The following is a 26108-nucleotide window of genomic DNA, read 5'->3' as shown; positions in this document are numbered from 1 at the left end:
TTAGCGGCGCGTGATGGGAGGACGGCCGGCCTCGGAAAGCACGATCTCCACACGGCGGTTCAGCTGGCGATCGCTGGCCGTTGCATTGCTGGCCACCGGATACGCTTCGCCATAGCCGCGCGTGTCGATGCGCGAACGGTCCACGCCCATCTGCGACAGGGCCATACGCACGGACTCGGCGCGGCGCTGCGACAATTCGAGGTTGTGGGATGCGGTACCGGTGCTGTCGGTGAAGCCTTCAATCAGCACCGAGCGGTCCGGGTTATTTCGCAACACATCGGCCAGGCGCTGCGCGGTCTGCATGCCTTGCGCGGTCAGCATGGCCTGGTCGGTGTTGAACAGCACGTCGCCAAAGGTGATGACGATGCCACGCTCAGTCTGCTTGGCCTGCAAGTCGGCCAGCTGCTGCGCCAGATTATTGGCACGCTGTTCGGCATTGGCCGCCTGGCTCTGCGCCGCATTGGCCGCAGCGGCAGCTTCGTCAGCCTGGCGCTTGGCCGCGTCGGCTTCGGCGGTACGGGCTTCCAGGCGCAGCTGGTCACGCTGCTGGGCCGCATTGGCGACCTGCGCTTCCGCAGCCTTGGCGCGCGCGATTTCCTGCGCGCTGGCGACCTTCTGCTTGGCGACATAGGCCAGCTTGTCGATTTCCTCCAGGCTCTTGTTCTGCGCCGCGGCAGTGTTGGCCTGGTCCAGCGAACGGGTGGCGGAAGCCATTTCCATCGAAGCGTATTTCGCCACATTCGGATTGGCCTGCGCCATCGCATAGTCGCTGCGGGCCTGCTCGAGCGTGCTGGTGGTGGTTGGCGCGGTGCTGCAGGCGGACAGCGCAAAGGCCAGCGCCAGCAGCATGGGCTTGATGATGTGCTTGCTCATGATGATCTCCTTTCGCTTATCGGTTCACGCTGTTGGCGCGGTCCAGTTCTTCGCGCAGCACGCGAATGTCTTCCTGCAGCGCATTGGCGGCCTCGGTGGCCTTGGCGCTATTGGCCTTGCTTTGTGCCAGCTTGGCGTCGGCCTGAGCCTGCTGGGCCAGATCCTGCGCCGTGCGGTAGTCCTTGGCCGCCAGCGCCTGGTTGGCGCGCAACATCTTGTCGCGCGCGGCCGCCATTTCCGCCGGAGCCAGTTCGGGAGCGCCTGCCGAGGCGGCATTTGCCACAGCCTCTTTCGACACAGCCACATCGGCCGTTGCAGGCGCCTTCATGCTGCTGCAGGCGCTCAGCGCGACCACGCACAATGCGCACAGCAGGAATTGCACTCGATACAAAGAATCCATGATGGTCACTCCTTGTTGATTTTGCTGTAAGGGAGGTTATATAAGCTGCCGCGCTAGGCTTCAGTACGTTCCCGCACATAGACCCGGCATGTGCGCGAGCGAACAGTCAGCCGCGCCGGCGCCGTGCTAGGGTTGCCTTATCCCGTGCTGCCCAACAGAAAGGCCGATGTATGCCCATGCCACGCCGCACCAAGATCGCGCTCGCCGTCGGCGGGACCGTGGTCGCCATCCCCCTTATCGCCGTGGTGGTTCTGCTCAACTACGACTGGAACCATGCCCGTCCCTGGCTGAATGCAAAGGCCACCGAAGCCTTGCACCGTCCCGTCGCGATTCGCGGCGACCTCACGCTGAGCTGGCAGAAGCAGCCGGTGGCCCCGTCCGAGCGCACCTGGCGCGACTGGATTCCCTGGCCGCATTTACAGGCGCGCGATGTTCATATGGGCAATCCGCCCAATATGACGCAGGGCGATATGGCGGCGGCCAAGTCGCTGTCCTTCTCGCTCAATCCCTTCTCCCTGCTGCACAAGGAGATTGCCATTCCCGAGCTGCGCTTCGAATCGCCCCACGTCGAGCTGCTGCGCACGGACGCCACCACCAACAACTGGACCTTCGTCAAGAATCCGCCATCGAAATGGAAGATGGATCTCGACCGCGTGGTCTTCACGCAAGGCGTGGTGCACCTGGCGGACGAAGTCGAAAAAATCGATGCCACGGCCGAACTCGACACGCTGGCCAACGATCCCAAGTACAGCATCGGCTGGAAGCTGAGCGGCAACTGGAACAAGCAGACCATCACCGGCCACGGCAAGACCGGCGCCGTGCTGGCCTTGCAGGACTCCAGCCTGCCCTTCCCCGTGCAAGGCGACATCAAGGCCGGGCTGATCAACGTGGCGGCGGAAGGCACGCTGAAGAATCCCGTGCACCTGGCGGCCGTCGATATGCATCTGAAGGTGGGCGGCGCTTCGATGGCGCGGCTGTATCCCTTCACCGGCCTGGTGCTGCCCGAAACGCCGGCCTTTACCACCCAGGGCCACCTGCTCGGCAACCTGGCCAAGGGCGAAGCCAAATGGTCGTATGAAGACTTCACCGGCCGCGTCGGCGATAGCGACATCTCCGGCAAGCTGGCTTACCAGCAAGACAAGCCGCGCGGCCTGATGACGGGCAATGTGCGCTCCAGGCTGCTGCAGTTCAAAGACCTGGGACCGCTGATTGGCGCCGACTCCAACGCCAGCAAGGAAGCGCGCGGCGTGGCGCCGAACCAGCCGAGCGACAAGCTGCTGCCGGTGGAAAAATTCAAGACCGAGCGCTGGACTGCGCTCGATGCCAACGTCACCTTCCGCGCCGAGCACATCGTGCGCACCAAGCAGCTGCCGGTCAGCAATTTGTACACCGAGTTCCACCTCAAGGATGGCGTCCTCAAACTGACGCCGCTGAACTTCGACTTCGCCGGCGGCAATCTGGCGTCCACCGTCAAACTGGACGGCAGCGGCAACAAGGTCAAGGATGCCATTGCCGCCGAATTGTCTGCCACAGGCAAGCACATCAAGCTGAAGGAACTCTTCCCGAATATGCCGCAGATCCAGGCCACGGTGGGCGAAATCAATGCAGAAGCCAAGCTCAGCGCAACGGGCAATTCGGTGGCGACCCTGATGGCCTCGTCCAATGGCGAACTGAAGGCACTCATCAATGACGGCACCATCAGCAAACTGTTGCTGGAGCAAATGGGCCTGAACATCGGCAACGTTGTGCTGGCCAAACTATTCGGCGACAAGCCGGTGCATCTCAACTGCCTGGCCGGCGATTTCGCAGTCGAGAAAGGCGTGGCGCAGACCCGTACCCTGATCATGGACACGGAAGACGCCGTGGTCCACGTGAACGGCAACGTCAACCTCGCCAGCGAAGATATCGACCTGACGCTGAAGCCGGACTCCAAAGGCTTGCGCATCGTGTCGCTGCGCTCGCCCATCTACGTCAAGGGCACGCTCAAGCATCCCGACGTATCAATCGACAAGGGCGTGCTGGCCATGCGGGCCGGCGGCGCCATCGCCCTGGCCACGCTGGCGGCGCCGGTGGCCGCTCTGGCGCCTCTGATCAGCGGCGGCAGCGAGAAGGACAATAATTGTGCCGCCCTGCTGGCCGAAGCGAAAGAAAAGCCGGTCGCCCCGCCGCCCGGCAAACCGCTGAGCTCAAAGAAGGCGATAAAGTAACAAACCGTTACAGGGTGCGATGGCGAACAGATCGTTGCACCCCGGCTCCGTAATCTGACCCCATCGACGCGACAGCGCCGTTTCAGACAAGGAGCGTGTTATGAAGACCTTGACTTCTCCAACCACTGTGTTGTCCGGCCTCGTGCTGGCAGCGCTGGTGTCTTGTGCCAGCACTGAAGTCACCCCGCCAGCTTATGTGGGCGACAACCAGCTGGTCGGCAATGTGCAAGCCGCCATGGCCCAGCAAACCGGACTGAATCCGACCGAAATCACGGTGCAGAGCATGGACGGTGAAGTAACCCTGAGCGGCTTCCTCGATAGCCCGGACCAGATCGACAAGGCCGTGGCTACCGCCCGTAGCGTCAATGGCGTCAAGGTCGTCAAGAACGAAATGCGCCTGAAGTAAAACCAACTTGCAAACAAGGAGATCATCATGAAGAAGCTTGCTATCACTCTCACTATGGCCGCCGCAGCAATGAGCCTGGGTGCCTGCTCCTCGATGTCGCAGCAGGATAAGAACACTGCCGTGGGCGCTGGTGTCGGCGCAGTGGCCGGTTCCGTGCTGTCCGGTGGTTCCGCTCTGGGTACAGTGGGTGGCGCTGCCGTGGGTGGCGTGATCGGTAACCAGGTCAACAAGCCTAGCCGTTAAAGAAATACGCTGCCCATCCCGATACTGCCGCTGTCTTTGACCAGTTCATAGCAGCGGCAGGACACCGCCTCCAGTCCCGCCGAATCCAGAATTTCAATATTGCCCCGGCTGTAGCTGATCAGTTTTTGCTGTTGCAGCGCGCTGGCCGCCTTGGTCACACCAACCCGGCGCACGCCCAGCGCATGGGCCAGAAACTCATGGGTCATGTGGAATTTTTCCGACTGCAAGCGATCGCGCGTAATCAGCAGCGAGCGCGCCAGACGGGCTTCCAGCACATGAAAGCGGCTGCAGACGGCAATCTGGATGGCCTGTGCCAGCAGCGTATCCGTATAACGGTGCAACAGATGCTGCAGCGACTCCATATGGGCAAACTCACCGCAAAAGTCGGACGCTTCCATGCGCAGGCAATGCCCGCTGCGCTGCACCAGCGCCCTCACCTGGGCTTGCTGGTGGCCGAGTGCCACCGAAGCGCCGATCATGCCTTCCCGCCCCACTGCGCCGACTTCCAAGGTCATGCGGCCGTCGGCCACGCCCAGCAAGGACACCAGAGCATCGATGGGAAAGTAAATGTGCTGAATTTGCTGGCCGGGCTCGAACAAGGCCTGGCCCACATCCACCTCGACCAGCTCGCACAAAGACTGGATATGGTCCAGATCTTCGTCCGGCAGGCTGGCCAGCAGGCGGTTGCCAGAGCGCTGCGGTGAAGGGTTGCTGCGGTGCGCAGTGTCGAGAGTCAAAGTCATCGCATAGGGCCTGATGGGTTTTAGCCGGAGCGTAGCGGCAATTATTTCCGATGTATGTACGCTGACGCACGGAAGCAGCTGGCCCAGCCGCCGACAATGAACATGTCAAAAAGAAAGGAACAGAATCATGGAACATCCCAATACTCCTGTTCGCTATACCACCCACCCGGTCCTGCTGATTGCGGCCATCGCTGTCGTGTTGTTCTGCACGGTCGGCCTGGCGGCACTCCTGGGCTGGCTGCCAAGCTCGAATGGCAGCAGCACCCCGTCCGGCCCGGCGCTGAGCGCCGTGCCGGCGGGCCAGTATTCCAACGCTCCGATGGGGCCGCCGGTCGCCGATACGCAGACCCAGATTGCCTTGCAAAAGGCGGCCCAGCCCGCGCCGCCGCGCTATGACACCAGCGGCACCACCTATGGCCAAAGCACCGGTTCCGGCTATGCTGAAGAAGAGCGCGTGGCGCAAGCCGCGCCAGCCGTCTGCCACAGCTGCGGCGTGGTGGAATCGGTAACCGGCGTAAGGCACCGTGCCCAGGGTAGCGGCCTCGGCGCCGGCGCCGGCGCCGTGGTCGGCGGCCTGCTGGGCAACCAGATCGGCGGCGGTACCGGCCGTACCCTGGCCACTGCCGCCGGCGCCGTTGGCGGCGCGGTGCTGGGCAATCAGGTGGAAGGCAATATGAAGGCCTACACCTCGTACGACGTCCGTGTGCGCATGGACGATGGCAAGTACCGCACCTTCCACACCAGCGCGGCTTCCTTCCAGGCTGGCGAACATGTGAAGGTCGTGAAGGGCGTTCTGCATCACCGATAAGTACGGCAACGTACAGATGGGATGCGTGGGCGCAGCGGAGAATGGCTTCGAACACATTCGAAAAGGAAAGGACACATCATGCTATACACTATCGCAGTCGTTCTGATCATCCTTTGGTTGCTGGGCATCGTCACCTCGTACACGGTCGGCGGCTTCATCCATATTCTGCTCGTAGTAGCCATCATCATGATCCTGCTGCGCCTGATCAGCGGACGCGGCATCTAGATGTCCCTTCGGGGACACACTAACGGGGCGGCCCTGCATGCCTATGCAGCGCCGCCCCGCTTTTTCGCGCTACACTTAAACTTCTGTGGAGGGATGCCATGAGAATGAAAAACCCCAGCAAACTCCTGGCCGCAATGACGGCCCTGGCCATCGCCCTGAGCGGCTGCGCCGACATGAACGCCACCGAGCGCGGCACCGCCACCGGCGCCGGCGTGGGCGCCGCACTGGGCGGCATACTGGGCGCCAGCACTGGCCACGGGGGCACCGGCCGCGCAGCAGGCGGTGCGGTACTGGGCGCGGCAGCAGGCGCGGTGGTCGGCAATATCTGGTCGAAACACATGGAACAGCAAAAGCAGGCCATGGAACAGGCCACGCGCGGCACCGGCGTCCAGGTCAGCCAGACCGGCGACAACCGCCTCAAACTGGAAATCCCCAGCGATATCTCGTTCGACACCAACCGCTCCGACATCAAGCCGGACTTCCGCCCCATCCTGGACCGCTTTGCCGGCACCCTGAACGACAATCCGGCCACCACCGTGACCATCATCGGCCATACGGACAGCACGGGCAGCGACGCGATCAACCAGCCGCTGTCGGTTGACAGGGCGGCCCATACCCGCGACTATCTGGCCTCGCGCGGCGTCTCGCCGACCCGCGTGGTGGTGGAAGGCCGCGGATCGCGCGAGCCGATCGCATCGAATGACGACAACGCGGGCCGCGCCCGCAACCGCCGCGTGGAAATCTTTGTGGCCGAACCGGCGCCACGCAGCTGATCCAAGGAGAAACCATGAAACGCCATCTGCCCCTGTTGTGCGCCTGCCTGACTGTCCTGGCCCTGCCCGCTTCCGCCCAGGCGCTGAAGCCTGGACTGTGGGAGCTGACCAACCGCGTTGCGTCCGGCAGTCCGGAAACCATGGCGGCCATGGCGGCGGCACAGCAGCAGATGGCGAACATGCCGCCCGATCAGCGCAAGATGATGGAACAGATGATGGCCAAGCATGGCGTGTCGATGAATCTGGCCGATGGCGGCGGCGTCAAGCTGACCTACTGCCTGACCAAGGAAATGGCCGAGAAGCAGGAGCTGCCATCCGGCCAGCCGGGCCAGTGCACGACCACCCGCACGCCCGTCCCCGGCGGTATGAACGTCACCTTCAACTGCACCAAGCCGCCGTCCAGCGGCAATGGCCAGGTCATCTTCAACGGCAACACCGGCTACACCATGAAGATGAACGTCAACAGCACCGCAGCCGGCAAGGCGCAGCAAATGACGGTGGAAGGATCGGGACGCTGGCTGTCCGCCGATTGCGGCAGCGCCGCCAAGGCAGCGCCGGCACAGCCGCCAGCGCCCGGCTACTAAAACGCGTGGCGGAAGCCCACGTTGATGGCCTTGTTGCCGCTACCGCGTTCGGTGGCGTTGCCCACCGTGTAGGGCGCGCCATTGCGGTTCTTGATGTGGGCAAAGGCCGCATACAAGGCACTGCGCTTGGATAGCGCATACGTCATGCCGACGGCGATCTGGTCGGCATCCATATTGGCCAGCGTGCGATCATCCTTGCGGATGTACGACACCATATACGTCGCCGCTCCATGCGGAATCGACAGGCCCACCAGCATGTCATTGCTCTTGTGCGAAGGCGAAGACATCACCAGTGCGCCATAAGGATTGTTCTGGTCCCAGGGCGAGCTGCCCACGCCGCGGTTCATGCCAAAGGCCGCGTACACCGTGGCAATGCCGAGATTCATATTGGCGGCAACCAGGGAATTGCGCGCGGACAGGTCTACCGGCTGAGTCGAACCTTCCGCCTGCAGCAGATTGTTCTTCTTCTGATAAGCGACCCGCACATTGAACAGGCTGTTGGTATAGCCGACCGTCGCGCCATACGCCTGGTTGCGCGAGGTGCTGAAGGCCGATTCGCCGAAGCTGTAAATCGCGCTGGCGTTCCAGCCGCGCATCAGCGGAGTCGAATACTTGATGGAATTGTCGTAGCGCTTGGTGGTATAGCCCATCAGATTAGTGGCGGCGCCCGCCAGCCCGGCGTGGAAGGGATCGGCGACATCGGCCAGCGTTTCGTACTGGAGGTTGTACTGGCGTCCCAGTGTCAATGCTCCCCAGCGGCCGTCGAGCCCGACAAATGCCTGGCGCCCGAACGTGCGGCCTTCTTCGGAGCGGCCGGTATCGTTCTCGACACCCGCCTCCAGCGTAAAGATCGCAGCCGTATCGCCCCCGAGCTGCTCGCGGCCCTTGACGCCGAGCCGCGAGCCCGATTCCACGCCGGGCGACAGCTTGACATTGGGACAGCCATCGCGACAACCGCGCTCAGCCACGATGCCGGCATCCAGCACGCCGTAAATCTGTACGGAGCTGGAGTTCTGGGCATACACTGCAATAGGCAGCAGACCGGCAAGCAAGGTGACAGCGGTTTTCATGATGATCCCTCAAGCTTGCTGTCAGCTTAGGGTAAGCACCATGGTGCAATCTGTGCGAACGCACACAAAAGAACACTGAGGAGACAACATGCAAGCCCAGAGCCTGTATGCCAGCAAGCGCATGTCCGCGGCGGACGCCGTACAACTGGTGCGCGACGGCGACACCATCATCGTTCCCACCGGCGCGGCTGAGCCGCCGGGCTTGCTGACTGAGCTATCGACCCAGCGCCGCCGCTTCCGTGGCGTGAAAGTGTCGCAGATTCTGGCCATGCGGAAATACGAATACTTCGATTGCGACACCGCCGAGCATGTACGCCACGTGGCGTTGTTCTTCGGTGGCGCTTCGCGTGGCTGCGGCCAGGGCGGCTGGGGCGACTTCATTCCGAATTACTTCTCCGAAATTCCGCTGATGATCGAGCGCGGGCTGATTCCGTCGGACGTAGTGTTTGCCCTGGCCTCCGACATGGATGAGCACGGCTATTTCGCGCTCAGCCTGGGCGCGGACTACACGATGGCGGCGATCCAGAAGGCGCGCGCTGTGGTGCTGGAAGTGAATCCGAATGTGCCGTTTGCGCATGGGCAATGCCATGTGCACGTGTCGCAGGTCAGCGCGATTGTCGAAAGCGACGAGCCGGTGATCGAAGTGGGGCTGCCCAAGATTGGTCCGGTGCAGGAATCGATTGGGCGCTATGTGGCCGAGATGATCGAAGACGGCTCGACCTTGCAGATCGGCTATGGCGGCATTCCCGATGCGGTGGTGCAGCAGCTGACCGGCAAGCACGATTTGGGGATTCACACCGAGATGATCGGCGACGGCATCTTGAAGCTGGTGAAATCGGGCGCAGTGACCAACCGCCGCAAGAGCTTCCTGCCTGGAAAGATGGTCGCCACCTTTGCGCTGGGATCGCAGAACCTGTACGAGTTCATGCACCACAACCCGATGCTGGAAATTCATCCGGTGAACTTTACCAACGACCCGTATATCGCTGGGCAGAACGACAAGCTCATCACCATTAACGCGACGCTGCAGGTGGACTTGCTGGGCCAATGCGGTTCCGAAAGCCTGGCCCATCTGCCCTACTCCGGCACCGGCGGACAAGTCGATTTCGTGCGTGCCGCCAACCGCTCGCGCGGCGGCAAATCGTTCATTGTGCTGCCTTCGACGGCGAAAGAAGGCGCCATCTCTCGGATCGTTCCAACACTCACGCCCGGCACGCACGTCACCACTGGCAAAAACGACGTCAATTACGTGGTGACCGAGTATGGCGTCGCCCAGCTCCGCGGCAAATCCGCCCGCCAGCGCGCTGAAGCGCTGATCGCCATCGCGCATCCCGACTTCCGCAGCGAGCTCCGCCAAGCCGCCTCCACCCTCCTCCTCGCCTAACACCGGGGGGTCAGATCCGACATTCGGACAATTTTGCGCGCCCACGCTATTCGCTGCGTCAAGGCCGAACATTGCTCTCAATTCGGCCACGTGGGCATGGTTAGACCAGCGCAAACCGCCGTTCGGAGCTGACGGCGCCATAGGAGCCGCGAAAAATGTCCGAATGTCGGATCTGACCCCATGGTGGGGGGGCGCTGTGTTCGGTGGCGAACAATCAAAACGGGGCCGTAAGCATAGACTGAGCCGTGGAGGCTGCTATGAGATACGGGAAGGCAAATCACTGGGTCGCGATATTTTTGACGAGCTGGTCACTGCTCGCCTGTGCCGGTCTGCCAGAGGTTGATCCGGATGAAGCCCGTCTTACAGCGACGACCCTGCCCGTCGTCGAAACGGCACACGGTAAGCTGCCCAAGCAGACCACCGAAGCGCTGCTGAAGAAGCACTGGGCCAAGTCCACCCTGGATTTGAAAGCCCAGGCGGCGCTGGAGGAGTCCGCAACCGGCGTGCCGCTGATCGCGGGCAATTCAGTGAAGCTGCTGTTCGACGGCCCGCAGACCATGGCCGAAATGATGAAGGCCATCTCCGCCGCCAAGAACAATATCAATTTCGAGACCTATATTTTCGACCAAGATGAGCTTGGCGAAAAATTCGCCGAGCTGCTGATCCAGAAGCAGCGCGAGGGCGTGACCGTCAATGTGATGGTGGACGCCGTCGGCACCATCGGCGTGCCGCAGACCTTTCTCGATCACATGCGCGAGGGCGGCATCGATTTGCTGGTGTTCAATCCCGTGAATCCCGCAAAAGCCCATGGCAATGGCTGGAAAGTGAATAACCGCGACCACCGCAAGATGCTGATCGTGGACGGCAAAGTCGGCTTCGCCGGCGGCATCAATATCAGCGACACGTACTCCAAGAGTTCGCCTTTCCGTTCCGGTAAGCGCGGCGGCTCAGCGCCCGGCGGTGGCAGCGCTCCATCCGGCAGCGGCCTGGGCTCGGGCGCGGGGGCGGATAAAGGCAAAGGCGAGAACGAAGTCGGCTGGCGTGATACCCATGTGCGCATCGAAGGCCCCGCTGTGCAGTCCATGCAATGGCTCTTCATCCACAATTGGATCAGCCAGGATGTCGATGATCTGCGCGATGCCAACTACTTCCCCACGCCCACCGTGGAAGGCGATAAGGTGGTGCGCGTCCTGGGCAGCGAGCCCGGCGGCAAGTTCGAAATCTACAAAGCACTCCTGCTGGCGATCCAGGAATCGAAGAAATCCATCCACATCACCTGCGCTTATTTCGTGCCGGACGATCAAACGCTTCAAGCCCTGATCGAGGCGGCGAAACGCGGCGTGGATGTGCAGCTGGTCCTGCCCAGCAAGTCCGACAGCGAACTGGTCTTCCACGCCGGCCGCGCCTTCTACTCGCGCCTGCTGAAGGCCGGGGTGCGCATTCACGAACTGAAACTGTCCGTGCTGCACGCAAAAACCGTGGTGATCGACGGCGTCTGGTCCACCGTCGGCTCCACCAACATCGATACCCGCAGCTTCCTGCACAACAGCGAAGTCAACGTGATCGTGATGGGTGACGTGTTCGGCACCGAGATGGAAAACGCCTTCAAGGAAGATCTGCGCAACTCCACCGAAGTTACGCGCGAAGCCTGGGAGCACCGTCCCTTCGCCGCCCGCGTTAAAGAATGGCTCGCCCGCTTCTGGGACTACTGGCTCTGAGCCTGCTGCCAGACATCGCCACTGCGGATAAAAGCGTCCGTGCCCGCCGCTTCAAAGGACTCGCCATTCCAGCTGCGCCGTTCGACTTCGATGCGGTCATGCTCGACGCGGATCACGTTGAATGAATTCGACTCGCCGCGTCCGCGCGTGGAGGTCGCTGTGCCCGCCTGCACGATCAGCGCCGCATAGCCGCTGATCTTGTAGCGTTCTGCGCTGGAGTGGGAGTGACTGGTGTGCAGGTGGCCGGCCAGCAGCAGGTCCACGCCGCAGCGGGCGAAAGCAGACATGGCCATCTCGGCGCGATCGACCAGCTCATCTTCATCGTAGTGCTCGGGCAGATCGAAGGGGTGGTGCGTCACCACCACCCGCGCGAGGCTGCGCGGCAAGCCGTCGAAGCGCTCGTGCAGGCGGATGATCTGCTCGCGGTTCACGCGGCCGTCCTTGAAGGTCAGCGAGCGCGCGGTGTTCAGGCCCAGCACCGCAATCTCATCGTCCACATACTCGGGCGACATGTCCGAGGTGATGTGGCGCTGGTACTTGTCCAGCGGCGTGAGAAAGCGCGCCACCACGTTATACAGCGGTATATCGTGATTGCCCGGCACCACGATTTGCGGGTCGGGCAGGCTCGCCAGAAAATCGCGCGCTTCGATGAACTGGGCGCTGCGCGCCCGCTGCGTGAGATCGCCGGAGATCACCACCACATGCGGCTGCACCGCACGCACCGTCTCGCGCAAAGGCGCCAGCAATTGCGCGTCCACGCGGCCAAAATGCAGATCGGACAAATGCACCAGCGTACGCATAGCGTCTCCTCAAGGCACCAGCACCGGCAAGGCTGCCGGACGGATGCGGTAGTGCAGCGGCGTGGTCATCACCGTCACTTCGCCATCCGTCGCGACACGCAAGCGCTTGTGATGGGTTTCCACCTGCAGCTCTTTCGCCAGCTCCGCGCTGAAATCGCGCGCCTGGGCCAGACTGCCGAGCAACGCGTGGAAAGCCAGCCGCACCAGACCCAGCCGCGTAGGACGCTGCGCCACATACAGACTCAGCGATCCGCCATCGATGCACGCCCGCTCGCCGATGTTGAAGCCCTGCATGGTGTATTCATTATTACCGACGAAAACAAAAGGTGTGCGGCAAGCGCGCCGGTTCTCGCCAAGCTGCAAGCGCACGCTCAGGAAAGGATAGCGCTTGAGCGCGGCAAGTGTCGCCCAACAGAACGCCAGCCACTTGCCGCGGCCAAGGCGGCGCTGCTGCTTTTCGCGGTCGCGCACAATATCCGGGTACAGGCCGAGGCTGGAATTGTTGAGGAAGATGTGTCCATTCACCTCGCCCACGTCGACCCGCCGGACGGCACCGCGCGCGATCACGTCAATTGCGCTGTCGAGCAGCAGCGGAATCCCCAGATCTCTGGCAAAGTGATTCAGCGTACCCATCGGCAGCACGCCAAACAGTGCCGGGCTATCCAGCACCACGGACGCCACCGCATTGATGGTGCCGTCGCCACCGCCTGCGACCACGGCTTTGACGCCGCGCGCCAGCGCCGAATGCGCGGCGGACTTCATTTCGTCGCCGCTGTGGGCCAGCACCACGTCAGGCTGCAGGCCATGGACGGCAAACTTGTCATGCAGGGTGCGCACCAGCGCCTCGTCATGCCCCAGGCCGGCGCCCGCGTTGACGATGACGGTGATGCCGCTCACAGCTGTTTTCCGTTTTCGCGGCGGCGGCGCCAGGTGGACACGCCGGTCAGACAGATGGCGAGCCAGGCAACGCCTTCCATCATCGCCGCCAACACATCGCTCAGATAATGCACGCCTAAATACATACGGCTGCATGCGACCAGCAGGACCATCGCCACGGCGCCCGGCACGGCCCACCAGCGCCTGCCTTTCATGACCAGATAGCTGGCCAGTACCCCATAAAACAACGTCGCCGCGGCGGTGTGCCCGCTGGGGAAGCTGTAGGTTGCCAGGGTCAGCAACGGCTCGTCGAAATAGGGACGCGCGCGCTGATAGCTGTACTTCAGTGCGACATTGAGCAACATCCCCGGCGGCACGACGATAAGCAAAGTCAGCAGCCAATAGCGCTCGCCGCGCCGCCATAAATACAGCGCCAGCAGCGATGTCAGCACCAGTATGCCTGCGACGCTATGCATTTGCGTCACCACGAGCATGAAACTCGTCAGTGGTTCGAAGGCATGCAGATGCAGCCACTGCGCCAGGCGCAAGTCCCAGGCGGCGATACCGGCATCGCGCCGCATATCCTCCGCCAGCTCATGAAAGGCGTAGACCGCCACAAACAACAGTACCAGGCCAACGGTCAGGTGCAGGCCCAGCTCCTCGCCGGGGGCCAGCCGGGCAGCCACGAAGCGCTTCAGCTTCTTATAGGCGACCTGGCTCATCGATGTACACAAAACGCAACGATTAATAAAAAAACCTGATTTTTCATACAGTCCTGTGTTTTTGTACAGTAGTTGTGTTATTCTAGTCTCACTGGTTCAACACTAACGCAAAAACAACTCTCGCAAAGGACTTGTCATGACTACTCTGCAAAGCACTTTCGACTCTCGTTTCGGTCTCGAATATGCCCCGATGTCTTTCCTGGTTCGCTTTGGCAAGCGCGAGATGCTGGTGTGCCGTGACTTCCGCAAGCGCTTCTATGCGGTGAACCCGATTATCGAATGCGACACCGGCGTGCAGCCGGGCCATGTTGAAGTTCTGCTGTTCGGCCGCTGGCTGCTGATTCTGTCGAAAGCCCGCTGATCCGGCGCCGATCCAGTTTACTCACATCTGCTCCACCTGCGCGCGCAAGAAGTCGCGCAACTGAATCACGATGGGCGTGACCTGCGAGCGGTGCTGACAAACCAGCTGTAGCGGCACCTCTTCACCCGCTATTTCTGGCAGCAGCACCTGCAAGCGCCCGGCCTTCAGGTCGGCGGTCATGTCCAGGCGTGATTTGTAGGCGATGCCCAAACCGGCCACGGCCCAGCGCCGTACCAGGTCGGAATCGTTGGTCCATCGATTGCCGCTCACCTGCACCACAGACGCTTCGCCGTTCTGTGGCGCGAAGGCCCAGCGGTCGTAAATCATGTCTTCCAGCGCAAAACGGAGGCAGTTATGCCGCCGCAAATCGTCTAAAGTATTCAGCCTGCCGTGCTGACGAACGTATTCCGGCGAGGCAACCAGCACCCGCCGGTTGTCCGCCGTAATGGGCATGGCTACCAGACTTGAGTCTTCCAGTTTGCCGTAGCGGATCGCCAGATCTACCGGCAGGCGGGTCATATCGGCCCGGCGGTCGCTCACATTGATCTGGTAGCTGACGCCGGGATACTGGGCCTGGAACTTATCCAGCCAGGGTAGGATCACATTGCGGCCCACATCAGACGGGAAAGATATTTTCAGCGTGCCGGAGAAGGCATCCTTGCCGATCAGGGTTTCGTGGCCCTCCTTCAGCAAGCGCAGCGCTTCCCGCGCGTGGCGCAGATAATGTTCCCCCTCATCGGTCAGGCGCAGCGAGCGCGTGGTGCGGGCGAACAGGCGCAGCTTCAGCTCACCTTCCAGCCGCTTCAGGGCTGCGCTGGCCATCGCCGGTGAAATATCCAGTATCCGGGCGGCGGCCGACAGGCTGCCATGATCGGCCGTGCTCACGAACACGGAGAGGTCGTCAAAACGCAGCATTTTCTTCGTTTCATTGAAAGTGTTTCGGTGATTCTAGTCTTTTTCTTCGCTCCGCGATAAATGAAGATAGCGCCATCGATAACTTTTTACGAGGAAAACAAAATGAAAGCAGTTGCCTATCACGCCTCCCTGCCCATCACCGACGCCAAGGCCCTGGTCGACGTCGAACTGCCGGCGCCGGTTGCCAGCGGCCGCGACTTGCTGGTCGAAGTCAAAGCCATCTCGGTTAATCCAGTCGACACCAAGATTCGCCGCAATGTGGCTCCGGCCGAAGGCGATCTGAAAGTGCTGGGCTGGGACGCTACGGGCATCGTGAAGGCCGTCGGTCCGGACGTCACCCTGTTCAAACCGGGTGATGAGGTCTGGTATGCAGGCGACCTCACCCGCCCCGGCACCAATAGCGAACTGCATCTGGTGGATGAGCGCATCGTGGGCCACAAGCCGCGCAATCTGTCCTTCGTTGATGCTGCCGCCCTGCCCCTGACCGCCATCACGGCCTGGGAAATGCTGTTCGACCGCCTGGAAGTCTCGCGCGACAAAGGCGTGAGCGGCAAATCGATCCTGGTCACCGGCGCAGCGGGTGGCGTGGGCTCCATCCTGGTCCAGCTGGCACGCCAGTTGACGGGCCTGACCGTGATCGCTACCGCATCGCGTCCCGAAACCGTGGAGTGGGTGAAGACTTTGGGTGCGCATCACGTACTCGACCATACCAAGCCGCTGAATGAGGAACTGAAGCGCGCGGGATTGCCGCCTGTCGATTATGTGGCCAGCTTGAATCAGACCGACAAGCACTTCACCGCGCTGGTCGAGCTGATCGCGCCGCAAGGCAAGCTGGCCCTGATCGACGATATCGAACACATCGACGTGCGTCTGCTGAAGCGCAAGAGCATTTCCCTGCACTGGGAACTGATGTTCACCCGCTCCATGTTCCAGACCGACGATATGCAAAAGCAGTACGCGCTGCTGAATGACGTGTCCCAGCTGGTGGACAGCGGCGTGCTGAAGACCACGGTAGGTGAACGCTTCGGCAAGATCAATGCCGAAAACCTGAAACGCGCGCATGCCCTCATCGAAAGCAATACCGCGCGCGGCAAGATCGTACTGGAAGGCTTCTAAAGCGCTTCCACAGCGCGCGCCGCATGAGCGGCCGCGCTGGCTTCTGCCGCCAGCTGCACCGCCTGCTGCTGGCGCAGAATCGACAAGGCGCGATCGTCATGCGCCTCCAGCGCGCCCTGCAGCGTGGTCGCCGTTTCGCAGGACAGATCAACCACCTTCAAGAAAGCCCGCTGAGTGCGGTCCAGGATCTTCGAGGTAAAGCCGATGTTGCCAAACAGCGTACCGATGTTCACGCACAGCTCGCGCAATTGCAGCAAGGTGCGCTTGGTCGCTTCGATATCGTCCCGCATGCCGCGGTCGATGTCGATCAGCTCCGTGCGTGCCTTCTCATGATTGGACAACTCGCGCACCGAGCCCAGCCAGCGTTGAATGCGGCGCGAGATGCGTGTAATGCGGGCCGTCTTCCCCTCCATCATCATGCAGTAGTTGAGGCATAAGACCCAGGTCGGCAACTGCGCAAGAAAAAGCGGCAGACCAAGCTGCCGCATGCGTGTCTCGAAGCGTTTGAATTTCTGCAGCAGTCCGCCAATGCTGGCGATCAAAGGATCGTTGCGCATGATTTGCCCTCCCCCCGGAAGTCTGCGACATTCCAAGTATAGGCAGCGAGGACGCATGGGGCCGCTCGTTACACTTGATGCAGATTAAAAGATGTGCAATCAGCGCAGCTTAGAGCGTGCCGTTCAGCCAGGCTTCCTCATGCTCGCGCTCGCGGCGGCGGCGTTCGGCGGGTGCGTCGAACGCGCTCAGGTAGTCGCGATGCTTGCGCTGCATCAGGGCGATTTCCTGCTCGATCGCCTTGATCTCGTCCGCGTCGGGTGAAAAATGCGTGAACTCGGCGCGTTCCCGTTTCAGCCGCGCCTGTTCATCTTCCAGCTCCAGGGTGCGCATTTCGCAGCGCTTCAGGTTGCGGCGCAGTTTTTCGGGCGTGATGCCCTGCTTGCGCAGATCGGCCAGCACGGCCATATCCGAGCGGACGGCGTTGATGCGGCGCTGCAGCTGCGCGATTTCACCATTGACCTGCTCGATCTCCGCGGCGTTCTTGGCAGCGTAAGCTTGGCGGCGGCGCTCGGACAACAGGCTCATCTCAGCTTCCAGCGTCAGGAACTCTTCCTTGAACGGCCGATCAAAGCTATCCAGCTGGGCGCGGAACGCCGCAGCCTGCTTTTCCAGGGACATTTCCTCCAGCTGCGCCTTGCTCATCAAGATGCCAAAGCGGCGATGGGCCTTCTCTTCCAGCGCCTTGGTGGCGGCCAACAGCTTCGCTTCCAGCCGCGTGGTGGAAAACTTCTGTTCGCCATAAGCCTCGTACTCGGCACGGCGTGCGCTTTCCCAGGAGCGGAACGCTGAGGGAAGACGCAAACGGCGGTAGTGATATCTAATCCAGTTCAGCATCGCCTTAATTTATCATCGCCGCTACGACAGGGGCAAGGGCGGGCAGCAGGTCGATCCGGTTGCTCGCATGGGTAATCGTGTTGCAGCTGACGATTTCGCCCACGCCCATATCGCGCAACTCGGCATGCGCATTGTCCGCAAAGACTGCATGCACCGCGATGCACACCGGTTTTGCCAGGCCGGCGTTCAGGATATGGCTTGCGGCGCTCATCATGGTGCGGGCGGTCGATGCGATATCGTCAACAAGCACGGGCGTGTGGTCGCGCCACTTGTCCGTGTCCGGCACCGAGACCGACACGTCGCGGTCGCCGCGCCGGATCTTTTCCAGCACTATGCAGGGGGCGCCCGCAAGTCTGGCCACCTCGCCCGCCCACTGTTCGCTTTCCGCATCCGGACCGATGATCAGCGGACGCTGGATATTTTGCTTCAGCCAGTCGGCAATCGCGGGCGCAGCACGCACGATCCTGGTTGGAATGCTGTAGCACTCGGCCAGATCGTGGTGGCGGTGCAAGTGGGGATCGACGGTAACGATCCAGTCGATAAAGGAGGACAGCAGCTTGCCGAACTGGACGGAAGTCTGTCCCTCGCCTTTGTTGAAGGCCGAATCCTGGCGCATGTACGCTAGATACGGCGCCACCAGGCCGATGCGCCTGGCGCCCTGTTCGCGCGCCAGGCTGGCCGCGATGTAGAGAGTCATGAACTTCTCGTCGGGACGGTCCAGGCTGCCGGCGAAGATCACTTCACGGCCCTGGACTTCGGACAGCAGGCGCACATACGATTCCCCGTCCGGAAAGCGGCGGATGGTTGCACTGCCCAGCTCCCAATCGAGCTCCTGCGCAAGGCGCTGCGCCAGCCGCTCATTGCCCGGCAGCGCAAACAGAATTGGCTTCATTCCCTGTTCTCCTGGAATTGCATCGGCCAATTCTACAGCACATCAATCCTTGCTTGAGTGTCAATTTCGAACGTGCCCTCGACGGCCAGCCTATCGCCTGCGTGGATGTAGAACCGGGCCTCGCGCCAATCCGCCTCCAGCCTGACCTCGCTACCCAGCGCAATTGGCGCCAGAAATCGGGCCGAGATCGACCTCACGCGCTGGCCCGCCGCAGCCTCCAGCAGCGCGCAAGCCTTGCCGATGGTCTGCATGCCATGAATGATCGGCCGCTCCAGTCCGAACAAGCGCGCCGACCATGCCCACAAATGAATCGGGTTCCAGTCGCCCGACACACGCGCATACCTGCGGCCGGCATCTGCGCTGAGCTCCCAGCGCCCGACTTCCGCATGGGCCTGCGCCACCGTCGCGGCCTTGGCGCTGCCGCGCTTCTCTCCACGTACCGCCAGATAGCGGCTCTCGCAACGAAACACCGGCACCCCGCGCTGCTCGGCCAGCGTATCGAACACACAAAACCGCGCACCAGCCGGCGTCGGCGGTTCAATGCGCAAGGTATTGTGAACGACAATCTCTAAGTCCATGTCCAACGGCGCGAGCTCGACGATCCTGTTCTCGACATGGATCATCCCCGCCAGCTTGAACGGAAACGTCCGCCCCACCATCGCCGCCAGATGAGCACGCTGCGCAATCAAATAATGGAAAGCGACCGGCGTACGTTCGTCAGACAATCCCAGCAACTCCCGACACGCCCGCATCTGTGCCGCATCAACGCTCGCGACGCGATAACTGGCGCTCATTGCCGCCTCATCGGCCTGCCCACTGCGCGCCCGTAATGCGCCGCGCAGCAAACCCAGTAAAGAAGTCGAAGGAAGCTGATTCGTAATTTCGGCCATCTATTTTGCCTTGGACACAAACGCGTCCACCTCTTCAATCAATTGCGCGCGGCCTCGCTCCGGGCGCTCCAGGTGGAGGAAGTGCGTTGCGCCGGGAATGCGCACCATGCGCACGGAGGCAGCATGCACAAGGTCCGCTTCGAGATTGCGCATGTCTTCCGGACGTGACCAGAAATCCTTCTCGCCGGCGATTGCCAGGACAGGCGCAGTAATCAGCGACGCGTCCCAAAGCTGCCTGCCGCTCGCCAAATAAAAGCTGTCTTCCATCGCGCCGCATGGCGACCGGAAGCTGCGTGGCTCGCGCGAGCTGCTGCCCGGATCACTCGACAACGCCGCCTCCACATAAGCTGCCGCGACTTTCGGGTCGCGCGCGGTATTCTTCGCATCGCCGAGCGTTGCATCCCATGGACGCAGTACCGACGCGCCGTCATTAAAGCGATAAGCGCCGCAGGCCGCTGTATCAAAGCGCCCAGGATGCGCCTTATCGTCAAGGCTTGAGCCAGGTCCGATCATCGCGTGTGGACTGCTGCCGCGATACAGGCTATTCAGCACGATGAGCGCGCTGAGCTTTGCGGAATGCAGGCTCGCATAATGCCCCGCCCATTGCCCGCCCGTCGCCCATCCAAACAAGGCCACCTTCGCACCGCCGCTGCGCTGACGAACAAAGTCCACCGCCGCATCGACATCCTCAACCGCCTCATTGGACCGCACCAGCGCAGCCTTGCCCTCCGGCGGCGCATCCATCGCAGCCGGCCTGCTGGACGCGCCATATCCACGCACATCCAGCAGATAAACATCGAAGCCCCGCGCAGCCAGATCCGCCGCCAGCGAGCCACCCGTCACCGGCAAATCAAACGACCCGATCGCGCCCACGCGCGCGCCATGCACCAGCAAGATCGGCCGCCGTCCATGATGCTGCCCAACTTCGGACACCGCCAGCGTAATGCCCGGCGCGGATTGAACACGGAACTGCTCGCCCGCCAAGGCAGGCTGGCATATCGCAAGGGTGACGCACAAGGTCAGATGAGCTCTCATGCGACCGCATACTATCAAAAAAGAAAAAGCCCGCGAATCGCGGGCTCAAATAAAACTGAAAGGTGACCCATTATGATCGCGCCGATAAGCGAACAGTCTCTCCGATTGTCACAGTGCAACAACTTGCATCAAGGAGGGCACTAAGCAGGTACAATCAGTACACATGAGCAACCACAAAAAGTTACTCTACTGCGCTCTCGCCGCTCTACTAGCCTGGTTGGCGTTGATTATCTATCTGCTGCTGAAGGCCAGCTTCTTCTATTTTGTCAGCGACACCGTTCACGCAAAAGTCATCAAGGTACGCATCGTCGAACGTCCCGACCTGGACGGCTACGCCAACCGGACAATTTACCTGACCCTTCGCTACGCGGTAGGACCCGAAGAATACGACTCCAGCGAAATTTCCGATCAGTTCATGCACTACGTCGGCGACATGGTGAAGGTGCGATACCGGCGCGGCGATCCCAGCGATATTCACTATCAATACTGGGGCCGGCTGTGGCTGATTTCTCTAATGATGGCCTGGACCATCGGTGGCATTTACATGACCCTGAATTAAATTCGGGGTCAGATCCGACATTCGGACAGTCGGAGGGATTTATTGAGATTTCTCAATATGCCGGCCCGACAAATGGTGTAAGCGGCGCGCAGGCGCTGTTCTGGCGGAAGCGGTGAGATTCGAACTCACGAACGGGATTAACCGTCGGCAGTTTTCAAGACTGCTGCCTTCAACCACTCGGCCACGCTTCCTTGGAGGCAGCATTATACCCAATTCAACTTGGCTTGCCAGTGTCCCCTGCGCAGCCGCGCGGTTTGGCCGCTAGAAATTGGCAGTCGAGAGGACGGAAGAACTCGCGGGTGGTGCCGTATTCACGGCGGTAGCGGTCGAAAATCTTGTCTACGGCGCCGGATTTGTACAGTGCAGCGATGCCGCGCTCGAAGACGTCGCGCTGCTCGGCGGTGCGGAACTGGAACCAGTAATCGACGCCCTTCCCCAGAATGTCGTGGAAGGCCAGCTCGTTGTCGTCCACGCGGCTGAATTTGGCCTGGCGCGTGAGGTAGTAGCGGAAGATGTCCGGCTGCGAGATCACCACGTCCACTTGCCCCAGCATCAGCAGCGCGGACGGCATGCTTGGCAATTCACGGTAGGAGGGATTGTCGGCAGTGGCTTCCTGGTAGGCGGCGCCCAGCACTTTCGACGCGCCACGGAAGGCGCTCACGCGGTAGCGCGACAAATCGTCCATGGCCAGGCGGGGAATGCGCACCTTCAGCGTGATCGCCACATTGTGGAAGTGTGTGACAGGCCAGTGGCCCGGCACTCCAGTCGCCGGCGGCGCAGTCTTGAGGGCACTCACAACGTCCACCCAGCCGGTGCGCAAGGCTTCGTCGGTGCGGTTCGATGGCAGGTAGACGAATTCCGCGCCCGCGCCCTGCGTGGCAAGGGCCTCCCGGAAGATGTCGACCAGCAGGCCGCTGTCGCGGCTGGGCAGAACAAATGGCGCGATCGCGTCCGGCACGCCGAATTTGATCGCATCGCCAGCCCAGGCAGCGCCGGCGCAGAGCGCGGCTGCCAACAGGATCGCGATGCGTTTCATGCCTGGCTCGCGGTGTAGTGCGGCAGCATGGCTTTGAGCAGGGCCTGCTCGAATTCGTCAGCAGGCAGGGGACGCGAGAACAGGTAGCCCTGCACCTCGTCGCAGCCGGAATCCTTGAGGAAGGCCAGCTGCTCGACGGTTTCCACGCCTTCGGCAATCACCTTGTGGCGCAGCTGCTGCGCGATACTGATGATGGTGCTGGCGATGGCGCAGTCGTTGGTGTCGCCCGGGATACCTGTGGTGAAGGAACGATCGATTTTCAGCGTATCGATTGGGAAGCGCTTCAGGTAGGACAGGCTCGAATAGCCCGTGCCGAAATCGTCCAGCGACAGCGTGATGCCTTGCGCGGTCAGGCGGTCCATGATGCCGATCACGCGATCGATATTGTGCATCAGCGTGCTCTCGGTGATTTCCAGCTCCAGCCACGACGGCTCAAGACCGTAGCGCTTCAGCGTTTCGCTCACGCGGCCCGGCAGCGCGGAGGTGAACTCGCGCGCGGACACGTTCACCGCCAGGCGTACCGGCGGCAGTCCCATTTGCTTCCAGCGCTGCGCCTGCGCGCACGCGGCTTCCAGCACCCATTCGCCGACCTGCACCACGAGGCCAGTCGCTTCGGCCAGCGGAATGAATTCGGCGGGCGGCACCAGGCCGCGCTCAGGATGCTTCCAGCGCACCAGCGCTTCGGCGCCGATGATCTGGCCGGAAGCGATGGAATACTTGGGCTGGTAGTGCAGCATCAGTTGTCCGTTGCCCAGCGCCTGGCGCAGGCCGGATTCGATGCGCATGCGTTCCTGCATACCCTGGTTCATATCGTGGCTGTAGAACGCGACGTTTTCGCCATCCGGATCGCCGCCCTGCTTGGCGCGGAACATGGCGATGTCGGCCAGGCGCAGCAAGGTTTCCGCATCCTGCCCGTCCTGCGGGAAGACGCTGATACCGATCGATGCGCCAACGCGCAGATCGTGGCCATCGATGATGAAGGGCGAGCTCAAAGTCTGCAGCAGCTTTTGCGCCACCATGCTGGCTTCGTAGTGCTGGCTGATGTCGAACAGGCCGACGGCAAATTCGTCGCCACCCAAACGCGCCACGATATCCTGGTCGCGCAGCGCCAGACGGAAGCGCTGCGCCACTTCGCACAGCAGCTCGTCGCCGATCTCGCGTCCCAGCGTGTCGTTGATCATCTTGAAGCGATTCAGATCGATGAACATCACGCAGCCGGTTTGCTTGCTGCGCTGGGCCACGGTCAGCGCCTGGTCCACCAGCTTGGTCAGCAGGGAGCGATTGGGCAGATTGGTCAGCGCGTCGTAATAGGCCAGGTGATGGATGCGTTCCTCGGCCTGTTTGCGCTCCGTGATATCGGTGATGTAGGCGATCAGACCGATCGAGCGGTCGTGTACATCGCACAGCGTGGACAGCGACAGGCTGGCCCAGAATACTTCACCGGACTTCTTCTTGCGGCGCACTTCCATCAAGCGGCCGCCCTGCTCCAGGAAATTGTCGTGGAAGCCGACGTCGCCTTCATCTTCGTACAGGAACAGGATGTTGCGGCCCACGGCTTCCACCGAGGTATAGCCGAACAGGCGCTCGGCGCCCTTGTTCCAGCTGGTGATGAAGCCATTCATGTCCATGGTCAGCACGGACTCGTGGATCTGATCCAGAATCTGCGACTGGTGCTGCAGCTTGGCTTCCACCTGCACATAAGCGTGGGTGGTGCGCTGGGCGATGGAATGCACCTGCAGCACGCTGCCCGCCAGCGCGGCCAGGCTGGCCAGGTGCTGGCGCACCTTGTCGTCGTAAGTACCGCCGGACACTTCGAAGCGGCCGAAGAACTGGTCGTCGAACATCACGTTCTGATGCAGCGCCTGGCCAGGCAGCGCATCGGATGGATTGGTGCCGGCCGGGACCCAGCGCCCGTGCGGGCTTTGCGTCACGTCGCGTGCAATGCGTCCCAGCTCCGCGGCGAGCGCAGGGCCGCGCAGACGCAGCACCGCGTCGCACAGGGCCGCGCTGCTGTCCAGGAAGTCGGAGACGGGATGGGACGCCATGGTCTTAGACGTTCTTGCTGACTTGCAGCGCCCACTGGTAAGCCTGCAGCAGACTGCGCCAGTAGGTTTCGTTATCGATGCCGACGTCGCGCAGCGCGCTGGCGTCGGGCGCGTGCTGCTCGACGAGGCGCAGCATTTCGCCCAGCGGACCGGAACGCTCGACCAGCGCGCGCACCACGTCCAGATCCAGGCTGAGGGCAGCCACGATCTCGGTCATTGGCATATTCAGCAGCACATCCAGCAGCGAGAACACGCCGACCAGGAAAGCCATATCCTGCGCATCGCGGTCGCCGCCGGCCAGTTTGCTCAGCGCCTCCATCTGCGCGGCGCGCAAGGCGGCCAGCGGCAGCAAGGCGTTCGGCGGACCGTCCACCTGGCGGCGTGCGTACAGTAGGAGTTGCAGCCAGCGTTGCAGCTGGCGGCGGCCCAGCACATTGATGGCCTGGCCGAAGTTATGAATGGTGGATGCCGGCGCAAATGCAGCCGAATTCACCAGTTTCAGCAAGTGATAGGACAATGCCGGGTCCTGCTTCAGCAGCGCTTCCAGCTCGCGCGAATCGGCATCGCGCGCCAGCAGGCCTAGCAGAGTAAGCAGGCGCTTGCGCGAAGTGCCGTCGTCTTTCGCATCGCCGGCAGCCGGCATGACGGCAGGCGTATCGCAGAACCAGGAGAAGCCGGCCCTGCGGCATTCTTCCAGGCGCTCGGCGCTGACCACATTGCGCGCCATATGCGGGCCGGGGAAGGTCAGCATCGCCAGCGCGGACGGCATCGTCTCGCCACAGTCGAAATTCAGCCCGCGCACGCCCGCACGCGCAGCCTGGATGTTGGCCTCGCCTTCCACCAGCAGGCGGCAGCCCGCGTCGGACAGCGTGGTGCAGCGCTTCAGCACTGCCTCATCGGCGCAGACCGCGGCCGGAATGGACAGCACAATGCGGCTGGTGGCCAGGCCCTCGAAGTGGGACGGCTCCAGTTGCAGCGGATCGGCGAGGGGAATAATGCAGTCGAGGGAAGCGAGAACTTCCGCATCGGAATCAGCCATCAGGGCGAGCAGCGCGGATGGCGCGGCGCCCTGAAGCGGCTGGAAGGCCAACGCCACCCACTGATTCTGGGTGTTGGAGACCGGCTTCAAGCCAACCAGCGGAAACGGGCTAGAGTCAGACGCAAACATCGGTATCTCGGCGTGGTTGTGCAGCAATGGTAGTTCAACTATTAACGGTAGGCAACCATTGGCGCGAAACGCAACACCGGAAGCTTTTACATAAATCCAATAAATCTTTCCTGATTTTCAGGACTTGTGGAATATAACAGAAATTGCCGAAAATACAGGTTCCGGTTGGTAGAGAGTGCTCTCCAAACCGGGTTGGCTGTTTCTATAACAATACACTTCCGGTCAATTAGGGCTAATTATTGCCACTTTGGAATTGCGCGTGCTGGACGGCGAACTTGATCAGCTCGGCCTGTCCTTCAATGCCGAGCTTGCGTTTGATATTGAGACGGTGGGTTTCCACGGTGCGCACGCTGAGGTCCAGTTCGCGCGCGATATGCTTATTGGATTCGCCGTTGGCGATGTGACGCAGGATTTCGTGCTCGCGCTGGGTGAGCTGATTGTCCTGGTTTTGCGGTTTGGCCAGCTGGGCCGCCAGTGCCGCGCTATAGTAAATCCCGCCCGACATCACGGTTTCGATGGCCACCACAATGTCCTTGCCCGGCGCATCCTTCAGCACATAGCCACGCGCGCCGGCCTGGATGGCCTGGGTCACGTATTCCAGCTTGTCGTGCATGGACAGGATCAGCACCCGGATCTGCGGATACTGCGCCTTGAACTGGGCAGTGGCTTCGATGCCGTTGGAGCCGCGCATATTGATGTCCATCAGGACCAAGTCCGGCGCACTGAGGCCCGCTTCCGCCAGCGCTTCAGCCGCGCTGCCCGCCTCACCCACCACCTGGAACTGCTCCATGGCTTCCAGCCGCGCGCGCAGTCCGTCGCGGACGAGTGGGTGGTCATCGACCAGCAAAATCCTGATTGCCATGGCAT

General features: G+C 61.8%; 29 protein-coding genes and 1 tRNA gene. 12 read left to right on the top strand and 18 right to left on the bottom strand.

Features of this window, described 5'->3' with window-relative positions:
* Both AB4Z19_RS21310 and AB4Z19_RS21305 read right to left on the bottom strand, forming a co-directional pair.
* Positions 1–873: an OmpA family protein gene (locus AB4Z19_RS21310; protein ID WP_442035933.1), complete on the bottom strand. Its 873-nt coding sequence runs from the start codon at positions 871–873 to the stop codon at positions 1–3.
* Positions 874–889: 16 nt separating this feature from the next.
* Complete coding sequence (locus tag AB4Z19_RS21305; RefSeq protein ID WP_442027149.1) at positions 890–1273, bottom strand: DUF4398 domain-containing protein; 384 nt, start codon at positions 1271–1273, stop codon at positions 890–892.
* A 176-nt stretch (positions 1274–1449) separates the two neighbouring features.
* Between AB4Z19_RS21305 and AB4Z19_RS21300 the strand changes: the two genes are divergently transcribed.
* From AB4Z19_RS21300 to AB4Z19_RS21290, 3 genes are all read left to right on the top strand, one after another.
* On the top strand, positions 1450–3480 hold the full coding sequence (locus tag AB4Z19_RS21300) for an AsmA family protein (protein ID WP_442035932.1): 2031 nt from the start codon (positions 1450–1452) through the stop codon (positions 3478–3480).
* Positions 3481–3580: 100 nt separating this feature from the next.
* Positions 3581–3886, top strand: coding sequence for a BON domain-containing protein (locus tag AB4Z19_RS21295; protein ID WP_442027151.1), 306 nt, complete (start codon positions 3581–3583; stop codon positions 3884–3886).
* Positions 3887–3913: 27 nt separating this feature from the next.
* Entirely contained in the window at positions 3914–4129 is a 216-nt protein-coding gene (locus AB4Z19_RS21290; RefSeq protein WP_442027153.1) for a glycine zipper 2TM domain-containing protein, read from the top strand.
* Here the strand turns inward: AB4Z19_RS21290 and AB4Z19_RS21285 are convergent.
* Entirely contained in the window at positions 4126–4872 is a 747-nt protein-coding gene (locus AB4Z19_RS21285; protein WP_442035931.1) for a Crp/Fnr family transcriptional regulator, read from the bottom strand. The genes AB4Z19_RS21290 and AB4Z19_RS21285 overlap by 4 nt on opposite strands.
* A gap of 127 nt (positions 4873–4999) precedes the next feature.
* Here AB4Z19_RS21285 and AB4Z19_RS21280 point away from each other — a divergent pair, with 127 nt between their 5' ends.
* The 4 genes from AB4Z19_RS21280 (at position 5000) to AB4Z19_RS21265 (ending at position 7262) form a co-directional block, all read left to right on the top strand.
* Complete coding sequence (locus AB4Z19_RS21280) at positions 5000–5680, top strand: glycine zipper 2TM domain-containing protein (protein WP_442027156.1); 681 nt, start codon at positions 5000–5002, stop codon at positions 5678–5680.
* A 78-nt stretch (positions 5681–5758) separates the two neighbouring features.
* Entirely contained in the window at positions 5759–5905 is a 147-nt protein-coding gene (locus tag AB4Z19_RS21275; protein WP_442035930.1) for a lmo0937 family membrane protein, read from the top strand.
* Positions 5906–6003: 98 nt separating this feature from the next.
* Positions 6004–6678, top strand: a complete 675-nt coding sequence (locus tag AB4Z19_RS21270; RefSeq protein ID WP_442026771.1) for an OmpA family protein — start codon at positions 6004–6006, stop codon at positions 6676–6678.
* 14 nt (positions 6679–6692) lie between these two features.
* Positions 6693–7262: a DUF3617 family protein gene (locus AB4Z19_RS21265; protein ID WP_442026770.1), complete on the top strand. Its 570-nt coding sequence runs from the start codon at positions 6693–6695 to the stop codon at positions 7260–7262.
* On the opposite strand, the gene AB4Z19_RS21260 is transcribed toward AB4Z19_RS21265, so the two are convergent.
* Entirely contained in the window at positions 7259–8332 is a 1074-nt protein-coding gene (locus tag AB4Z19_RS21260) for a porin (RefSeq protein ID WP_442026769.1), read from the bottom strand. The genes AB4Z19_RS21265 and AB4Z19_RS21260 overlap by 4 nt on opposite strands.
* 88 nt (positions 8333–8420) lie before the next feature.
* Between AB4Z19_RS21260 and AB4Z19_RS21255 the strand changes: the two genes are divergently transcribed.
* The gene (locus AB4Z19_RS21255) at positions 8421–9716 is read left to right on the top strand and encodes an acetyl-CoA hydrolase/transferase family protein (RefSeq protein WP_442026767.1); all 1296 of its coding nucleotides are present in this window, start codon (positions 8421–8423) and stop codon (positions 9714–9716) included.
* A gap of 257 nt (positions 9717–9973) precedes the next feature.
* Positions 9974–11434, top strand: coding sequence for a phospholipase D-like domain-containing protein (locus tag AB4Z19_RS21250; RefSeq protein ID WP_442026765.1), 1461 nt, complete (start codon positions 9974–9976; stop codon positions 11432–11434).
* Here AB4Z19_RS21250 and AB4Z19_RS21245 read toward each other — a convergent pair.
* The 3 genes from AB4Z19_RS21245 to AB4Z19_RS21235 are packed head-to-tail and all read right to left on the bottom strand — an operon-like array spanning position 11422 to position 13832.
* Complete coding sequence (locus AB4Z19_RS21245) at positions 11422–12234, bottom strand: metallophosphoesterase family protein (protein ID WP_442026763.1); 813 nt, start codon at positions 12232–12234, stop codon at positions 11422–11424. The genes AB4Z19_RS21250 and AB4Z19_RS21245 overlap by 13 nt on opposite strands.
* A gap of 9 nt (positions 12235–12243) precedes the next feature.
* Positions 12244–13131 carry a diacylglycerol/lipid kinase family protein gene (locus AB4Z19_RS21240; protein ID WP_442035929.1) on the bottom strand — a complete coding sequence of 296 codons (888 nt, stop codon included), beginning with the start codon at positions 13129–13131 and terminating at the stop codon, positions 12244–12246.
* On the bottom strand, positions 13128–13832 hold the full coding sequence (locus tag AB4Z19_RS21235; protein WP_442035928.1) for a phosphatase PAP2 family protein: 705 nt from the start codon (positions 13830–13832) through the stop codon (positions 13128–13130). The genes AB4Z19_RS21240 and AB4Z19_RS21235 overlap by 4 nt, the downstream gene beginning before the upstream one ends.
* A gap of 136 nt (positions 13833–13968) precedes the next feature.
* Here AB4Z19_RS21235 and AB4Z19_RS21230 point away from each other — a divergent pair, with 136 nt between their 5' ends.
* Entirely contained in the window at positions 13969–14193 is a 225-nt protein-coding gene (locus tag AB4Z19_RS21230) for a hypothetical protein (RefSeq protein ID WP_442026449.1), read from the top strand.
* A 21-nt stretch (positions 14194–14214) separates the two neighbouring features.
* On the opposite strand, the gene AB4Z19_RS21225 is transcribed toward AB4Z19_RS21230, so the two are convergent.
* Positions 14215–15108, bottom strand: a complete 894-nt coding sequence (locus AB4Z19_RS21225; protein WP_442035927.1) for a LysR family transcriptional regulator — start codon at positions 15106–15108, stop codon at positions 14215–14217.
* A gap of 102 nt (positions 15109–15210) precedes the next feature.
* Between AB4Z19_RS21225 and AB4Z19_RS21220 the strand changes: the two genes are divergently transcribed.
* A complete protein-coding gene (locus tag AB4Z19_RS21220; protein WP_442035926.1) occupies positions 15211–16224 on the top strand; it encodes a zinc-binding alcohol dehydrogenase family protein in 1014 nt (337 codons plus the stop codon).
* On the opposite strand, the gene AB4Z19_RS21215 is transcribed toward AB4Z19_RS21220, so the two are convergent.
* The 5 genes from AB4Z19_RS21215 to AB4Z19_RS21195 form a co-directional block, all read right to left on the bottom strand.
* Positions 16221–16781: a hypothetical protein gene (locus tag AB4Z19_RS21215; RefSeq protein WP_442026446.1), complete on the bottom strand. Its 561-nt coding sequence runs from the start codon at positions 16779–16781 to the stop codon at positions 16221–16223. The genes AB4Z19_RS21220 and AB4Z19_RS21215 overlap by 4 nt on opposite strands.
* A gap of 109 nt (positions 16782–16890) precedes the next feature.
* The gene (locus AB4Z19_RS21210) at positions 16891–17616 is read right to left on the bottom strand and encodes a hypothetical protein (protein ID WP_442026445.1); all 726 of its coding nucleotides are present in this window, start codon (positions 17614–17616) and stop codon (positions 16891–16893) included.
* A gap of 4 nt (positions 17617–17620) precedes the next feature.
* Positions 17621–18508 (bottom strand): ribose-phosphate pyrophosphokinase, encoded by an 888-nt coding sequence (locus tag AB4Z19_RS21205; RefSeq protein WP_442026444.1) that lies wholly within the window; start codon positions 18506–18508, stop codon positions 17621–17623.
* 32 nt (positions 18509–18540) lie between these two features.
* Positions 18541–19398 carry a MaoC/PaaZ C-terminal domain-containing protein gene (locus tag AB4Z19_RS21200; RefSeq protein WP_442026443.1) on the bottom strand — a complete coding sequence of 286 codons (858 nt, stop codon included), beginning with the start codon at positions 19396–19398 and terminating at the stop codon, positions 18541–18543.
* Positions 19399–20433, bottom strand: coding sequence for an alpha/beta fold hydrolase (locus AB4Z19_RS21195; RefSeq protein ID WP_442026442.1), 1035 nt, complete (start codon positions 20431–20433; stop codon positions 19399–19401).
* A 163-nt stretch (positions 20434–20596) separates the two neighbouring features.
* Between AB4Z19_RS21195 and AB4Z19_RS21190 the strand changes: the two genes are divergently transcribed.
* On the top strand, positions 20597–20992 hold the full coding sequence (locus tag AB4Z19_RS21190) for a hypothetical protein (RefSeq protein WP_442026441.1): 396 nt from the start codon (positions 20597–20599) through the stop codon (positions 20990–20992).
* 101 nt (positions 20993–21093) lie between these two features.
* Here AB4Z19_RS21190 and AB4Z19_RS21185 read toward each other — a convergent pair.
* From AB4Z19_RS21185 to AB4Z19_RS21165, 5 genes are all read right to left on the bottom strand, one after another.
* Positions 21094–21183, bottom strand: a tRNA-Ser gene (locus tag AB4Z19_RS21185).
* Positions 21184–21206: 23 nt separating this feature from the next.
* A complete protein-coding gene (locus AB4Z19_RS21180; protein ID WP_442035925.1) occupies positions 21207–22028 on the bottom strand; it encodes a substrate-binding periplasmic protein in 822 nt (273 codons plus the stop codon).
* Positions 22025–24073 carry a putative bifunctional diguanylate cyclase/phosphodiesterase gene (locus AB4Z19_RS21175; RefSeq protein WP_442024330.1) on the bottom strand — a complete coding sequence of 683 codons (2049 nt, stop codon included), beginning with the start codon at positions 24071–24073 and terminating at the stop codon, positions 22025–22027. The genes AB4Z19_RS21180 and AB4Z19_RS21175 overlap by 4 nt, the downstream gene beginning before the upstream one ends.
* A 4-nt stretch (positions 24074–24077) precedes the next feature.
* Positions 24078–25241: an HDOD domain-containing protein gene (locus tag AB4Z19_RS21170; protein ID WP_442024328.1), complete on the bottom strand. Its 1164-nt coding sequence runs from the start codon at positions 25239–25241 to the stop codon at positions 24078–24080.
* 232 nt (positions 25242–25473) lie between these two features.
* Positions 25474–26103: a response regulator gene (locus AB4Z19_RS21165; protein ID WP_442024326.1), complete on the bottom strand. Its 630-nt coding sequence runs from the start codon at positions 26101–26103 to the stop codon at positions 25474–25476.
* Positions 26104–26108: the final 5 nt, after the last annotated feature.

Origin of the sequence: Pseudoduganella sp. RAF19, assembly GCF_052114165.1 — a bacterium.
Classification (GTDB): domain Bacteria; phylum Pseudomonadota; class Gammaproteobacteria; order Burkholderiales; family Burkholderiaceae_D; genus Rugamonas.
Note: the sequence above shows the minus strand (reverse complement) of the source record. Positions and strands in the feature narration are given on the sequence as shown.